The organism is Rahnella sp. 2050 (genome assembly GCF_040544515.1).
GTDB lineage: Bacteria > Pseudomonadota > Gammaproteobacteria > Enterobacterales > Enterobacteriaceae > Rahnella > Rahnella aceris.
In genome coordinates this window covers 1,085,624-1,100,056 of record NZ_JBEPKE010000002.1, presented here as the reverse complement: position 1 = coordinate 1,100,056, position 14,433 = coordinate 1,085,624, and the positions used below count along the sequence as shown (strand labels likewise).

13 protein-coding genes are annotated in these 14,433 nt (G+C 52.9%); 7 read left to right on the top strand and 6 right to left on the bottom strand.

Annotated elements, in window-relative coordinates; translation table 11 throughout:
• The first annotated feature begins 22 nt into the window (after nucleotides 1-22).
• The 3 genes from kdpC to kdpE are packed head-to-tail and all read left to right on the top strand — an operon-like array spanning nucleotide 23 to nucleotide 4,002.
• The gene (gene kdpC, locus ABIC79_RS12340; protein WP_354567420.1) at nucleotides 23-601 is read left to right on the top strand and encodes a potassium-transporting ATPase subunit KdpC; all 579 of its coding nucleotides are present in this window, start codon (nucleotides 23-25) and stop codon (nucleotides 599-601) included.
• A gap of 18 nt (nucleotides 602-619) precedes the next feature.
• Entirely contained in the window at nucleotides 620-3,316 is a 2,697-nt protein-coding gene (kdpD, locus tag ABIC79_RS12335) for a two-component system sensor histidine kinase KdpD (protein WP_037037073.1), read from the top strand.
• Entirely contained in the window at nucleotides 3,313-4,002 is a 690-nt protein-coding gene (gene kdpE, locus ABIC79_RS12330) for a two-component system response regulator KdpE (RefSeq protein ID WP_013576461.1), read from the top strand. Before kdpD ends, kdpE begins: the two co-directional genes overlap by 4 nt.
• On the opposite strand, the gene ABIC79_RS12325 is transcribed toward kdpE, so the two are convergent.
• The 3 genes from ABIC79_RS12325 to seqA all read right to left on the bottom strand — a co-directional run bounded on the left by ABIC79_RS12325 (nucleotide 3,992) and on the right by seqA (nucleotide 7,113).
• Entirely contained in the window at nucleotides 3,992-4,708 is a 717-nt protein-coding gene (locus ABIC79_RS12325; protein ID WP_013576462.1) for a PadR family transcriptional regulator, read from the bottom strand. The two genes, kdpE and ABIC79_RS12325, sit on opposite strands and share 11 nt — an antisense overlap.
• A 182-nt stretch (nucleotides 4,709-4,890) precedes the next feature.
• On the bottom strand, nucleotides 4,891-6,534 hold the full coding sequence (gene pgm, locus ABIC79_RS12320) for a phosphoglucomutase (alpha-D-glucose-1,6-bisphosphate-dependent) (protein ID WP_354567252.1): 1,644 nt from the start codon (nucleotides 6,532-6,534) through the stop codon (nucleotides 4,891-4,893).
• A 24-nt stretch (nucleotides 6,535-6,558) separates the two neighbouring features.
• Nucleotides 6,559-7,113, bottom strand: coding sequence for a replication initiation negative regulator SeqA (gene seqA, locus ABIC79_RS12315; RefSeq protein WP_037037064.1), 555 nt, complete (start codon nucleotides 7,111-7,113; stop codon nucleotides 6,559-6,561).
• 241 nt (nucleotides 7,114-7,354) lie between these two features.
• Between seqA and ybfF the strand changes: the two genes are divergently transcribed.
• Nucleotides 7,355-8,137 carry an esterase gene (ybfF, locus tag ABIC79_RS12310; RefSeq protein ID WP_119262248.1) on the top strand — a complete coding sequence of 261 codons (783 nt, stop codon included), beginning with the start codon at nucleotides 7,355-7,357 and terminating at the stop codon, nucleotides 8,135-8,137.
• 261 nt (nucleotides 8,138-8,398) lie between these two features.
• Nucleotides 8,399-8,680: a LexA regulated protein gene (gene ybfE, locus ABIC79_RS12305; protein ID WP_015690259.1), complete on the top strand. Its 282-nt coding sequence runs from the start codon at nucleotides 8,399-8,401 to the stop codon at nucleotides 8,678-8,680.
• Nucleotides 8,681-8,756: 76 nt separating this feature from the next.
• Here ybfE and ABIC79_RS12300 read toward each other — a convergent pair whose 3' ends face one another.
• Nucleotides 8,757-10,421 carry a methyl-accepting chemotaxis protein gene (locus tag ABIC79_RS12300; protein WP_037037061.1) on the bottom strand — a complete coding sequence of 555 codons (1,665 nt, stop codon included), beginning with the start codon at nucleotides 10,419-10,421 and terminating at the stop codon, nucleotides 8,757-8,759.
• A 421-nt stretch (nucleotides 10,422-10,842) separates the two neighbouring features.
• On the opposite strand from ABIC79_RS12300, the gene fldA reads away from it, so the two are divergent.
• Together fldA and fur are read left to right on the top strand one after the other, a co-directional pair.
• Nucleotides 10,843-11,370, top strand: a complete 528-nt coding sequence (fldA, locus tag ABIC79_RS12295; RefSeq protein WP_013576468.1) for a flavodoxin FldA — start codon at nucleotides 10,843-10,845, stop codon at nucleotides 11,368-11,370.
• Between the two features lie 312 nt (nucleotides 11,371-11,682).
• A complete protein-coding gene (fur, locus tag ABIC79_RS12290) occupies nucleotides 11,683-12,138 on the top strand; it encodes a ferric iron uptake transcriptional regulator (RefSeq protein ID WP_013576469.1) in 456 nt (151 codons plus the stop codon).
• Between the two features lie 128 nt (nucleotides 12,139-12,266).
• Here the strand turns inward: fur and chiQ are convergent, their stop codons facing one another.
• Complete coding sequence (chiQ, locus tag ABIC79_RS12285) at nucleotides 12,267-12,602, bottom strand: ChiQ/YbfN family lipoprotein (protein ID WP_015690261.1); 336 nt, start codon at nucleotides 12,600-12,602, stop codon at nucleotides 12,267-12,269.
• A 13-nt stretch (nucleotides 12,603-12,615) separates the two neighbouring features.
• Nucleotides 12,616-13,986, bottom strand: coding sequence for a chitoporin ChiP (gene chiP, locus ABIC79_RS12280; RefSeq protein ID WP_223509244.1), 1,371 nt, complete (start codon nucleotides 13,984-13,986; stop codon nucleotides 12,616-12,618).
• Nucleotides 13,987-14,433 lie beyond the last annotated feature (447 nt).

Here is a 14,433-nt window from a genome sequence, read left to right as displayed (position 1 = left end):
GACCATTATGTCCGTTACAAGAATGTCCTATGTGCGTCCGGCTCTGGTGATGACAGTTCTGCTGACGCTGGCAACCGGCGTCGTTTATCCACTGCTGACCACCGGCGTTTCAGAGCTGGTATTTCGCCCGCAGGCGATGGGTTCGCTGATTAAAGACAGCGGCAATAAAGTGATTGGCTCAGAACTGATCGGGCAGAATTTTACCCGCAATGATTACTTCTGGGGCCGGCCGTCCGTCACCTCCGATTCGCCGTATAACCCGATGGCGTCGGCAGGGAGTAATCTGGCGGCCAGTAACCCGGCGCTGGATCAGGCAGTGAAAGACCACGTGGCAGCGCTGCGCAAAGCCAATCCGCAAAGCCCGGCAACGGTGCCGGTGGATCTGGTGACCAGCAGCGGCAGCGGACTGGATCCGCAGATTTCAGTGGAAGCGGCACAATGGCAGGCTCCGCGCATTGCTGCCGCACGCGGGCTGCCACTGGCGCAAGTGAATAAATTGATTGATGATAATACATCATCACCGCTGATTGGTTACCTTGGCCCCGACGTCGTTAATGTGCTCGGCCTGAATCAGGCGCTGGATGAACTGAAAACCCATTAACCAACCTCACAGGATAATATGACAGAAGATCGCCCCGATCCCGACAGCCTGCTGGCGCTCGCCAACGAGAAGCCACGCGGGCAACTGAAAGTCTTTTTCGGTGCCTGCGCGGGCGTCGGTAAAACTTTTGCCATGTTGCAGGAGGCGCAGCGCCTGCGCGCCACCGGCCTCGACGTGCTGGTTGGCGTGGTGGAAACCCACGGCAGGCAGGAAACACAGGCGCTGTTGCCGGGGCTTTCTCTGTTACCGCCGAAACGCATTCAACACCGCGGACGTCAGGTGCAGGAGTTTGACCTCGACGCTGCGCTGGCCCGCCGCCCTGCCCTGATCCTGATGGACGAACTGGCGCACAGTAATGCTGCCGGTTCGCGCCATCCGAAACGCTGGCAGGATGTCGAAGAGTTACTCGATGCCGGTATCGACGTATTTACCACCGTGAACGTTCAGCATCTGGAAAGCCTGAACGATGTGGTCAGCGGCGTCACCGGCATCATTATTCGTGAAACGGTTCCCGACCGTCTGTTTGATGGCGCCAGCGAAGTCGTGCTGGTGGATTTACCCCCCGACTCCCTGCGTCAGCGCCTGAAAGAAGGCAAAGTTTATATTCCCGGTCAGGCCGAACGCGCCATCGAACACTTCTTCCGCAAAGGCAATCTGATTGCCCTGCGCGAGCTGTCCCTGCGTCGTACCGCCGACCGGGTGGACGATCAGATGCGCGAATACCGCGATGATCAGGGCATCAGCCGTGTCTGGCATACCCGCGATGCGCTGTTGCTGTGTATCGGTCACGGTGGCGGCAATGAGAAATTAGTCCGCGTCGCCTCGCGCCTGGCAGCGCGCCTCGGTTGCGTCTGGCACGCGGTGTATGTCGAAACCCCGCGTCTGCACCGTTTACCTGAAGGTCAGCGTCGCGCCATTTTGCGTTCCCTGAAACTGGCGCAGGAACTGGGGGCAGAAACTGCCACGCTCTCCGATCCGCAGGAGGAACAGGCGATTTTGCGTTACGCCCGCGAACATCGTTTGGGCAAAATCATGACCGGCAGACGCCGTGAAAAGCGCTGGAAATTCAGCGCCAGTTTTGCTGATAAGCTGGCGGAAATCGCGCCCGACCTCGATTTAATCGTCGTCGGGCTGGAAGATGCACCGGTCACGCCCCTGCGCAAAGAGCAGGACTCGCGCACGTTTGCTGATCGCTTCAGTCGCCAGTTGTGGGGCTGTGCACTGGCCGTGGCGCTGTGCGCGGTGATCACCGTGATGTCGCAATGGCTGGTGCCGACGTTCGATCAGGCCAATCTGGTGATGGTGTATCTGCTCGGCGTGGTGATTGTCGCGCTGTTTTATGGCCGCTGGCCGTCGGTGCTGGCGGCGGTGATTAACGTCATCAGCTTTGATCTGTTTTTCGTGCAACCCCGTGGCTCGCTGGCGGTGACTGACGCGCAATATCTGGTGACTTTCGGCGTGATGCTGACTGTCGGCATACTGATCGGGAACCTGACAGCAGGGGTGCGTTATCAGGCGCGTATCGCCCGTCACCGTGAAAAGCGTGCGCAGCATCTGTATGAAATGTCCAAAGGGCTGAGCCAGTCGCTGACGCCGGAAGCCATCGCGCAGACCAGCCGCCACTTTATTTCTTCCAGTCTGAATGCCAAAACCGCCATTTTGCTGCCGCAGGAGAACGGTGAACTGGCGCAGCCTGCGGGTGAAATCACCTCGATTGTGGTGGATGACGCTATCGCCCGCTGGAGTTTCGACAAAAAACTGCCAGCCGGTGCGGGCACGGATACCCTGCCTGGCGTGCCGTACCAGCTTCTGCCGCTGATTGCATCCGGCGAATCACGCGGCCTGCTGGCGGTCGAACCGCCGAATATCCGTCAGTTGTTAGTGCCTGAACAGCAGCGTCTGTTGCAGACCTTTACCGTGCTGATTGCCAATGCGCTTGAACGTCTGCATCTGGCTGCCCGCGCGGAAACGGCACGGCTGGAAACCGAACGCGAACAATTGCGCAACTCGCTGCTTTCAGCGCTTTCCCACGATTTACGTACCCCACTGACGGTGCTTTTCGGGCAGGCGGAAATCCTTACGCTGGATCTGGCGTCGGAGGGCTCGAAGCACGCACCGCAGGCCAGCCAGATCCGCCAGCAGGTGCTGAGCACCACGCGGCTGGTGAATAATCTGCTGGATATGGCGCGCATTCAGTCCGGCGGATTTAATTTGCGCAAAGAGTGGCAGTCAGTGGAAGAAATCACCGGCAGCGCATTGCGGATGCTCGAACCCGTACTGGCGCACGACAACATCGAAATTGATTTGCCGAAGGAAATGGTGTTGGTTAACTGCGATGCCAGCCTGATTGAACGGGTGCTGATCAATTTGCTGGAAAATGCCCATAAATATGCCGGAACCGGTGCGACAATTGGCATTAAAGCCACGCCGCTGGATGAATGGCTGGAGATGGAAGTCTGGGATAACGGCCCTGGTATTCCGGCTGGCGCCGAGCACACCATTTTCGAAAAATTCGCCCGCGGTAATAAAGAATCCGCCATTCCGGGTGTGGGGTTGGGATTAGCGATTTGTCGTGCCATTATTGAGGTGCACGACGGACGGATCTGGGCGGAAAATGGCCCGAACGGCGGTGCGCGTTTTCGTTTCAGGCTGCCGCTCGAGGCATCGCCGGAGATGGAAAGTGACATGGAATCAGACATCGACGAGGTATCGTGAGCGCATCCCCGATAAATATTTTAATTGTTGAAGACGAAAAAGAGATCCGCCGCTTTGTGCGTACGGCACTGGAGGCGGAAGGCCTGCGGGTATTTGAAAGTGAAACGCTGCAACGCGGGCTGATTGAGGCCGGCACGCGTAAACCGGATCTGGTTATTCTCGACCTCGGTTTACCAGACGGTGACGGCCTGACGTATATTCGTGATTTGCGCCACTGGAGCGCCATCCCGATTATTGTGCTGTCGGCACGCACCCGTGAGGAAGACAAAATTGCCGCGCTGGATGCCGGTGCCGATGATTTTCTCACCAAGCCGTTTGGCGTGGGTGAACTGCTGGCGCGGGTTCGTGTGGCCCTGCGCCGCCATACGGGCAGCGCGCAGGAAAGCCCGCTGGTGACGTTTTCTGATGTGACGGTAGATTTGATCAACCGGCGCGTACAGCGTAACGGTGATGACTGTCATCTGACGCCGATTGAGTTTCGTCTGCTGGCCGAACTGCTGGCGAACAGCGGCAAAGTCATTACTCAGCGTCAGTTACTGAGCCACGTGTGGGGCCCGAATTACGTCGAACACAGCCATTATCTGCGCATCTACATGGGGCATTTGCGCCAGAAACTGGAAGCCGACGCCACCCGGCCACGTCATTTACTGACCGAAACCGGCGTGGGCTATCGCTTTATGCCTTAGGTTCGTCAGTCTGCGGTTTGGTTTCGGCAAATTCGGCTTCCAGACTTTCTGCAGCCTGCTGCAAAATCGCACTCACCCGCACCACCTGTTCCGGCGTTAAATCCGCACGCATCATGTTACCGCGCAGTGCATGCCTCAGGCGGTGCATCGACTCATGAATGCCCTCTGCCAGGTTGTTTTCACGCGGACGCTGCGCGCCAGCCAGACGGGCAAAAATCACATCAACCACCGCCTGATGTTGCGCCAGTTCCACTTTACCGGCTTCGGTGATCTGATAACTTTTCCGGCCATTACCGGTGGCGACAGGCTCGAGGAAATCCTGCTCTTCCAGCAGCGTCAGCGTCGGATAAATCACGCCAGGGCTTGGTACGTAAAGACCTGACGATGCCTCTTCAATCGCTTTGATCAACTCATAACCATGGCTCGGTTTTTTCGCCACCAGCGCCAGCAGGACGCGGCGTAAATCACCGTGTTCGAACAGACGATGTACACCGCGCTCGCCACGACCACCCCGACGACCATCGCCACGCCCGCGATGTTCACGCCCTTCCTCACCCCTGTCTTCCCCACGATGACGACCATCACGGCGTAACATGTGACGCTCACTGTGATCACTGCGTTCTGATTCATGACGGCAATGGCCGCGATGCCCTTCTTCCCGGCTACCGTGACCGCGATGGCGACCTTCAAACATTTTGCTAAACATAATTTATGTCCCATTTAGATATATCGAATTATTTCGATATATCTAAACTAGATCGGTTTTCAGAAACTGGCAAGCCGAAAAACGCATTTAGATAACTCTTTTTGATGTCTGAACTTCCGGCAAAAAATGGACAAAAAAAAGCGCTGAATAATCAGCGCCTTTGATGAGAAGCAGAGAACGGCTTATTTAGCGTCGGCAAGCACTTTGCTGACGATTTCTACCGCTTCTTTCTCGATTTGCTCACGGTGTTCAGCACCGAGGAAGCTTTCACAATAAATCTTGTAAGCTTCTTCTGTACCGGACGGACGAGCCGCGAACCAGCCGTTTTTGGTCATCACTTTCAGGCCGCCGATGGACGCGCCGTTGCCCGGTGCGTTGGTCAGACGGGCGGTGATCGGGTCACCGGCCAGCGTGTCGGCTTTCACCTGTTCAGGAGAAAGTTTAGACAACGCGGCTTTCTGCGCATGAGTCGCAGGTGCCTGAATACGGTTGTAGCTTGGTGCGCCAAAGCGGGCAGCCAGCTCATTGTAATGTTCCTGCGGGTTCTTACCGGTAACGGCAGTAATTTCCGCCGCCAGCAGGCACATGATGATGCCGTCTTTGTCGGTAGACCACGGCGTGCCGTCGAAACGCAGGAAAGAAGCCCCTGCACTTTCTTCGCCACCAAAACCGAAGCTGCCGTCAAACAAACCATCAACGAACCATTTGAAACCAACCGGCACTTCCACCAGTTTACGGCCCAAATCTTCCACCACGCGGTCGATCATCGCACTTGAGACCAGCGTTTTACCGACGGCAACGTCTTTGCCCCACTGCGGACGGTGCTGGAACAGATACTGAATCGCCACCGCCAGATAATGGTTCGGGTTCATCAGACCCGCAGGCGTCACGATACCATGACGGTCATAGTCAGGATCATTAGCAAAGGCCAGATCGAATTTATCGCGCAGCGCCAGCAGACCCGCCATTGCGGATTCGGACGAGCAGTCCATACGGATCACGCCGTCGTGGTCGAGATGCATGAAACGGAAAGTCTGATCGACTTCATCGTTCACCAGCGTCAGATCCAGTTTGTAATGCTCCGCGATGCGTTTCCAGTATTCGATACCGGAACCGCCGAGGGGATCCACCCCCAGTTTCAGACCCGCTTTCTGAATCGCAGCCATATCAACGATGTCGGTCAGCCCTACGATAAACGGCTGAACCAAATCTTTCGCTGCCAGATGACCACTTTTCCACGCCAGATCCAGAGACTGACGTTTCACACCTGTCAGCTTCGCGGCCAGCAATGCGTTAGCACGTTTCTCAATCACGGAGGTCAGGTTGGTATCCGCCGGACCGCCGTTGGTCGGGTTATATTTGATGCCGCCATCTTCCGGTGGGTTGTGCGAAGGCGTGATGACGATGCCATCCGCCAGCGCGCCGCCGTTGCGGTTATGCGTCAGAATGGCGTGAGACACAGCCGGTGTCGGCGTAAACCCGTTGTTTTCCTGAACAATGACATCAACGCCATTGGCGGTCAGCACTTCCAGCACGGAAATAAACGCCGGTTCAGACAACGCGTGCGTGTCTTTACCCACGTAGCATGGCCCGGTGGTGCCCTGCTCTTTACGCACTTCGGCAATCGCCTGAGCAATCGCCAGAATATGCGCTTCATTAAAGCTGTGACGCAACGCGCTACCGCGATGGCCGGACGTGCCGAATTTCACAGCATGCGCCGTGTTTGCCGGATCCGGTTGCAGAACGTAGTACTGTGACGTTAACTGCGCCACATTGATCAAATCGCTTTGCTGAGCAGGTTGCCCTGCACGGGGGTGATTAGCCACTGGCGCTTCTCCCTTACGCTGAAATTAAAGGGTGCCGCAAACTTTGTCAGTCAGTTCCGTCGGGAACTGCATGAGCTGCATGATGTGTTCAATCATGCTGCGTTTGCGACCTGTGTTGGTATTCGTAATAACCCAATACGGCGTTCCGGGAACGTGTTTAGGCTTGGTATGAATGCCGTTTTGCAGCAAGGTTTGCTGGTCACCGGCAAAGTAAGTCCGCGTGCGCCCGGTCAGAGAGTCGGTCGCCGTCGCAAATTCTTTAGGGTTCAGGGTATACAAGGTCGAGAGGATCAGCATAAAACGGTTAACCGCTTTAGTCTGTTCTGCGTATTCGTCGGACAGCAACAGTTCACGAACGGCGCGGACTTTATCACGCGACGTCGGTGCGGCGGCGGCGGCAGGTTTTTCCTGCGCGACAGTTCCGGCGATAACAGAAGTGGTCACTGGTACGGCAGGAGCGGTCTGACCGGCAGTAAACTTCAACATACGGCGTAAAATATCAGACGCACTTTCACCGATTGCTTGCGTGTGGCTGGCAATGTAGCGGTAGAGTTCTTCGTCAACCTCAATAGTTTTCATCTTTATCCAGTACTGTTTTTCTACTTAATTCATTCGAAAGGATTATACAAATTTCTACGCAGTAACAAACAGAGGAATTGCGCCGCGAAGTAAAATCCAGACAACTTCCCGATTTTGCTGCATGCAGGCTCCGGCCCGTTCTGCTCCTGGTAGTCAAATCCCGCTCAGGCATCTGGCAGAAACTTTCTGTTTTAAAAAATTATCCGCAAGTCATGATAACCTAATGAGATTGTTTATCTGTATGAACTTCTCTATGAAATTACATTATCGCCTGCAAGAATCTGAAGTCGCTGGCAGCACTGCACTGCCGGTTTTGCTCATCCACGGATTGTTCGGCACCCTTGATAATCTGGGCATTCTGGCCCGGGACCTGAGACAACAGCATAACGTGTTACAGGTGGATTTGCGTAATCACGGCCAGTCAGGACGTTCTGATGAAATGTCTTACGCCACCATGGCGCAGGATTTAGTGGAAACGCTGGATGCTGTTGGTTTCCAAAAAGTCATTGTGATCGGCCATTCAATGGGTGGGAAAGCGGCGATGGCGTTGACGGCACTGATCCCCGACCGTATCGAAAAGTTGATCGCCATTGATGTCGCGCCGGTGGATTATCACGTGCGTCGCCATGATGAGATTTTTGCGGCGATTAATGCCGTGACCGAGGCAGGACTCCGCGACCGTACCTCCGCTACCGAATGTATGCGCACGTATATAAAGGAAGACGGCGTGATCCAGTTCCTGCTCAAATCATTCCAGCAGGGAGAATGGCGCTTTAACGTGCCGGTGCTGCTCAGTGAATACGAAACTATTACCGGCTGGGAAGACGTGCCTCCGTGGGATCACCCGGCGCTGTTTATCCGTGGCGGGCTATCGCCGTATGTGCAGGATGAATATCGCGACGCGATTGCCCGACAATTTCCGCAGGCCAAAGCGCATGTGGTGGCGGGAGCCGGTCATTGGGTGCACGCGGAAAAACCCGATGCAGTACTGCGCGCGGTGCACCGTTTCATCGATGCGGCCTGAGGTTTAACATCCTGGGGATAAATTGTGCAAAAAGTCTGCACAACTTAAGAAGTTATCATGAAATCAGGGCAATCAGGCGTTGTGAACCCCTGGTGCGCCAGTGTATGATTGCGCGCTATAATTTTGCCGCCCCGTTTACTCACAGTGAGTCGCGGGAGGTGAATTGGGTCAGGGTTTCTTAGCCCGAAATGTGTGAAACGCTCGTCAGGAACCGGCTTGCGGTTTTCCGATGTAAAAACTTCCCTGGTTGTACCGCTACCTATGGCAAAAGAACAACTGGATCGCACGACGATTGATCTGTTCGCAGATGACCGTCGTCCGGGGCGTCCAAAAACAAATCCGCTATCCCGTGATGAACAGCTCAGGATCAATAAGCGCAACCAGTTACGCCGCGATAAAGCGAGCGGCCTGCGTCGTGTGGAGCTGAAAATGAATGCCGATGCTGTTGATATGCTCAATAAGCTGGCAGAAGAACGCAATATCAGTCGTAGCGAATTGATTGAAGAGATGCTGCTGTCGCATCTTAACGGTCATGAAGGCTGATTGAAAAGCGGGTAACCCTCTCAGGCTACCCGTTTGTTTTTTCTTACTTATTCCATATTAATTCACGTCTTCCTGCTCAGAACGTTTCCCAGTTTTCAGCACTTTTCGCCGAAAGCATGCTGGTATCCGGACGCAATAACGGTGCGGAAATTGACTTCGCCGGACGTGAACCGACGCTCGTCACGCTATCTTTAAGTTTGAACGTAGCAACGGCATTGTTCAGCAATGAAGCCTGCTCTTCCAGTGATACCGCAGCCTGCGACGCCTGTTCTACCAGCGCGGCGTTCTGCTGTGTGACGCTGTCCATTTCTGTGACGGCAACCGCCACCTGACTGATTCCTTTGCTTTGCTCATCGGATGCAGAGGCGATTTCCGCCATGATGTCAGTGACATGCGTAATTGAGCGCACCACTTCATTCATCGTCTGACCGGCGTTTTCAACCAATTTCGAACCGCTGTCGACGCGGGAAACCGATTCGCTGATAAGCTGCTCGATTTCTTTCGCCGCCTGCGCACTGCGTTGTGCAAGATTGCGCACTTCGCTGGCAACCACTGCAAAACCGCGCCCCTGCTCGCCCGCACGTGCCGCTTCGACGGCAGCATTCAGCGCCAGAATGTTGGTCTGGAAAGCGATGCTGTTAATCACAGAAGTGATTTCAGCAATTTTCTTCGAGCTGCCGGAGATATCTTTCATGGTGCTGACCACGTCTGCCACGATGTTGCCGCCCTTCTGCGCGGTGGTGGAAGCCTCCATCACCAGCTGGCTGGCGTGATGCGCGTTATCGGCATTGTGTTTAACGGTAGCCGTCAGTTCTTCCATGCTGGCAGCGGTTTCTTCCAGCGCCGACGCCTGTTCTTCCGTACGGGAAGACAAATCGTTGTTCCCGGCTGAAATTTCTGACGCGCCCTGATAGATGTGATTGGTGCAGTTGCGGATGGTCTGAACGGTATTGACCAGGCTCAACTGCATCTCGTTCAGCAACGGAATCAGCTTACCGGCGCAGTTTTTACCGAATTCTTCCAGATAAAACGTCAGATCGCCGCTGGCGATCACCGCGAAGTGACCGCGGATTTTATCCAGCGGCTTCACCAGCGCCATCACCAGATAACGGTCAGTCAGCAATAAAATCACCAGCCCGATACCAAATGCCGTCAGCAGAATCACTTTGCTAAATGACGTCAGATGGGTGGATTGCCGTTGTGCCGCATCAAAATCGACAGCGATCTGACCGCTGACTTTCTCCATCGATGAGCCAAAGCTGCGGCTCAGTGCAGGTACGGTGGAATTGGCTAGCTGGTTATAGGACTCCGTATTTTTGCTGCGGGCTGCGTCGAACAATGGCGTGACGCCCTGCGTGATCAGATTTTCCCAACTGGTGATTAATTCCTGCACGGAGGAATCTTCCAGCCCCGGATGCGGTGCCGCTTTAAAACTGGCCAGAGCCTGCGTCAGCCCGCTGAGTGATTGTTTGGCGGTATCAAAAATTTCCGGACCTTTTGACGGATCGGCCTGAAGCTGTGCCACGGCGCGGCTCAGGCGCGTCACGGTACGAAAATACTGATCATTTCCTTTATTGATCAGCGCCATATTGTTGACCAGCTCGGTACTATTTTTGGTATTTTGGGTCAGTGTGTCCAGTGAGGTGACGGTGTAAAGGGAAACACCTGCCCACATGACGCAAAAGATGCCAAGAATGGTTAATAAAGCGGCCCTGATGGTGATATTTTTTAAAAACTGCACGATATGCCTCTCTCGAAACATGTCTGTTTCTGGCCTGAGGATTGACGGGGATGCGGAGAATCAAGACAGGTAACCAGCAGGCAAGTGCCCCAGGACATGTTTGAACACCTCTCCGGGCATCGATTTCTTTATTATGTTGAGATTGCTCCCGAATCATCTATCGGCGGAATGTTCTCGAAATTTAGTATTGTGACGACTTATTTCTCAAACTTGCTTTTGACCTCATTAACCCTGAGGTTAATTCGCCGCAGGTGAAAGCACACAAAGGCGATAACACTTAAAAATATTGCCCGATAAACTTATTTCCCAGTTAAGAAGGCGAGCAGAAGCATATTCTCCGCCGCACGAGTTTGCTATCATCTGCATTATTATTGCCTGCGTTGCAGAGCACTTCATTGAGAACAAGAGGTTAGGTAATCTTATGGCCGTTGTAGGTATCTTCTTTGGATCCGATACAGGTAACACCGAAAACATCGCAAAAATGATCCAGAAGCAATTGGGTAAAGATGTTGCAGAGGTGCATGACATTGCGAAGAGCAGCAAAGAGGATCTGGAAAAATTCGATATTTTGCTTATCGGCATTCCAACCTGGTATTACGGTGAAGCGCAGTGTGACTGGGACGACTTTTTCCCAACGCTGGAAGAGATAGATTTCGAAGGTAAGCTGGTGGCACTGTTTGGTTGCGGTGACCAGGAAGACTACGCCGAATATTTCTGCGATGCGCTGGGCACCGTGCGCGATATCATTGAGCCACGCGGCGCAGTGATTGTCGGACATTGGCCTACCGAAGGTTACCACTTTGAAGCATCTAAAGGCCTGGCGGATGATAAGCACTTCATAGGACTGGCAATTGACGAAGATCGTCAGCCCGAACTGACCAGCGAACGTGTTGATGCCTGGGTGAAACAGATCACAGAAGAACTTAGCCTTTCTGAAATTATTGGCTAAAAACCCTGTTGGCCCTGAGGATTTATTCTACAATTGAAGGGCCAAACTATTACTGAAATTAACAATTTAACTGCTACAAAATTGTAACTTTCGGTCGTATCAAGGTACACTGAGTTCCTCTGTTTTTTCTATTGATCAAGTCGTTGCATTACAAATGTGACCGGCAATTTGTGATCTTTATTAACAGGCTGTCGTTGACGAGAATTGGCACATTGCGTTAAACGAAGAGACTAAACGAATAATTTTGTGCCGCCGATGCCACAGGCTGCATGCCTCAACTTGATTAGCACATAGTAACAGGACTGAATCCGCATGACTGACAACAACACCGCACTGAAGAAAGCCGGCTTAAAAGTCACGCTTCCGCGCCTCAAAATCCTGGAAGTGCTGCAAGCGCCGGAAGGTCATCACGTTAGTGCGGAAGATCTTTACAAGCAACTGATTGATATGGGTGAAGAAATTGGCCTGGCGACGGTTTACCGCGTTCTGAACCAGTTTGACGACGCCGGTATTGTCACCCGTCATAACTTCGAAGGCGGCAAGTCCGTATTCGAACTGACCCAGCAACATCACCACGACCACCTGATCTGTCTGGATTGCGGTCGTGTGATCGAATTCCGTGACGAATATATTGAAGGTCGTCAGCGTGAGATTGCTAAGAAACACGGTATCAAGCTCACCAACCACAGCCTGTATCTGTACGGCCACTGTGAAGCAGGCGATTGCCGCGAAGATGACTCTTTGCACAACGATAAACCTGCGCAGTAATCTGCACAGGCTTTGACTAAATTAACCGCTGAAAAGCGGTTTTTTTATGTCTGATATCGACGCAGATTGAGCCCGGATAGCAGGCATAAAAAACCCCGGCAAGCCGGGGTATGTTTCGCTGCTGAGATTCACGGCTTAGGTGAATTGTTCGTTTTTATTTCCTGCCAGATTTTCCCGCAATCAGCAGCATATGCCTGACCGTCGCCAGTTTTACGCGCCGTCAGACATCGCTGATAATCCACCACGCGCACCGTCTCCTGTTCTGCAAATTGCTGGTGGGCTTTTTCCTGTTTCAGTTTATTCAGTAACACCTCGCAGGATGCCAGTTTGTCCGGATTGCCTTCTGACGTATTGATACAGGCACGGTAATCTTCCCGCGTTTGGGATATTTGTGCCTGATCGGCGGTGGGTGCACAACCGGCCAGCAAAACAGCCGAAACCATGATCATCAGTAATTTATTCATCGACATAGCGACCTCAGAAAATAGTAAATGGAGCGATAACGATGAATTTCACGTCTTTTTCATCCTGGAAAATGTTGCCGTAACCGCCGCCCCAGCTCGGTATGTCCGAATGGTTGTCGTACTGGGTGTAATGCAGTTTGAACAACGTCCCTTTGGCGCGCCCTTCCTGAATGGTGTACAGCGCATCCAGGCTCCATGCGCTTTCTTTCAGACGCTGGCTCTGGTCATAAGCGGCGTTGGTGCTCGGTTTGGCATCCCACGCATAGACGTACGAACCACCGACCGCGAACCCCGGCAGGTCCCATTTCGCCAGATCATAAAGCACGCCGGCATACACGGCTTTTTCACCATTGGCGTTGAAGTCCGAGCGGTTGTCCCACCACACATCAAGACGGCCGTTTGAGGAAGAATAAGTCGGGGTCATGCGCTGCAGGAAGTAGCCCTGATTCCCTTCCGCTTTCACCATCGTCCCTTCCAGACGCCAGTTAAACTGCCCGGTGGTATAGCCAAAGGTCAGTGCCTGCAACCATGCCAGACCGTCATACAGACTGTTCGGATCATTCTTGTCACTGATGCGGTCTTCTGCACCATAGAACTGATAGCTGGTGGTCAGCGGATTGCCCAGCAGATCCATTTTGTACGAGGCTTTAGCAAAGTACTGATCGACATAACTTTCAGCCTGGCCAAATGCGCCTTCCAGTACGAAGTCATTTTTAAAATCATATTTCGCACCGAGCGAATGAATATAAGAAACGCCGGTTTTCTTGTCATTCTGGCGGAAATCATCCATTTCCAGATGCCACGGCGATTTATATTCATCAGCCCACATATAGGAGAAACTCAGTTCACCCGGGTCACCGAAATCGTGTTTATAACCGGCTTCCGCACCGCGATACGTACCCGGCATAAAGCTCCAGTGCGGTGCGATCAGCGTCTGTCCGGTAGGCTGAATATACCCTGCGTGCCCCCAGAATCCGCCGTATTTGAATTTACCGGCTGCCTTATAAAGACTGACCCCACTTTTATCCCCGGAGTAATCTTCGTCGTAGGCGCGGTTGCTGTTGGAAAAGGCGATTTCGTTGGGATGGCCGCTCTCGCTGCTCTCGGCCATTTCAATCGCCGTAAAGGCTGCGATATCAATACCAAACATGTCCCAGGCATAGCCGGAAGAAAAATCGAGGTTCAGGTTAGCGGTAGAATGCGAAAGGTTGGTTGTATAGTCTTTGTAGTGGTCACTCGCCGGATCCATGTCCTTGCGGTCACGTTCACGCTGCCAGTAGTACACACCGCCGGTCAGTGTGGAATCATCAATAAAACCGGCTGCTTTGGTCTCTTGTGAAAACATCATTCCGCCACCCAGTAAGGTGCCGGCGAGAGAATACATGGCAGGTTTCAGGTAAGCCGATCCCTTGCCCCTGTTACGGTGCTTGTGCATAGAGATTCCTCATGTTGACTAAAAAAACGAGCAAAACCCAAACGGGTATAAAAAGCGGTCGCCAGAGGCGTAACCGGTTAAATCAACATCAAGAGTATTTTTCGCGACGCGAATTATCAATGAGTAATTAATCATTAATTATCGAAATATGACAAAGTGCACATAAAGATGAAAAAGCATTACAGAGGTATGCAGGAAAGGATTAAAGCAATGGACTATAATAATATATAATTAAAACATACGATTAAACAAAATCATCTTACAGTTTAAACGTTTCAGCAATATGAACGGCTGTGGCACAACGTTTTAAAAGTAAGCATAGGAAATACATTAATTCGCGACGAAAAACAAAAGGCATCTCTGACAAGAATAACAGGCGAAAAAAAACGCAGCCTG

Coding starts and splice junctions, on each gene's coding strand:
- ybfF (WP_119262248.1), top strand. CDS start 7,355: ATGAACTTCTCTATGAAATTACATTATCGCCTGCAAGAATCTGAAGTC.
- chiQ (WP_015690261.1), bottom strand. CDS start 12,602: ATGAATAAATTACTGATGATCATGGTTTCGGCTGTTTTGCTGGCCGGT.
- ybfE (WP_015690259.1), top strand. CDS start 8,399: ATGGCAAAAGAACAACTGGATCGCACGACGATTGATCTGTTCGCAGAT.
- fldA (WP_013576468.1), top strand. CDS start 10,843: ATGGCCGTTGTAGGTATCTTCTTTGGATCCGATACAGGTAACACCGAA.
- kdpC (WP_354567420.1), top strand. CDS start 23: ATGTCCTATGTGCGTCCGGCTCTGGTGATGACAGTTCTGCTGACGCTG.
- kdpD (WP_037037073.1), top strand. CDS start 620: ATGACAGAAGATCGCCCCGATCCCGACAGCCTGCTGGCGCTCGCCAAC.
- seqA (WP_037037064.1), bottom strand. CDS start 7,113: ATGAAAACTATTGAGGTTGACGAAGAACTCTACCGCTACATTGCCAGC.
- chiP (WP_223509244.1), bottom strand. CDS start 13,986: ATGTATTCTCTCGCCGGCACCTTACTGGGTGGCGGAATGATGTTTTCA.
- fur (WP_013576469.1), top strand. CDS start 11,683: ATGACTGACAACAACACCGCACTGAAGAAAGCCGGCTTAAAAGTCACG.
- ABIC79_RS12325 (WP_013576462.1), bottom strand. CDS start 4,708: ATGTTTAGCAAAATGTTTGAAGGTCGCCATCGCGGTCACGGTAGCCGG.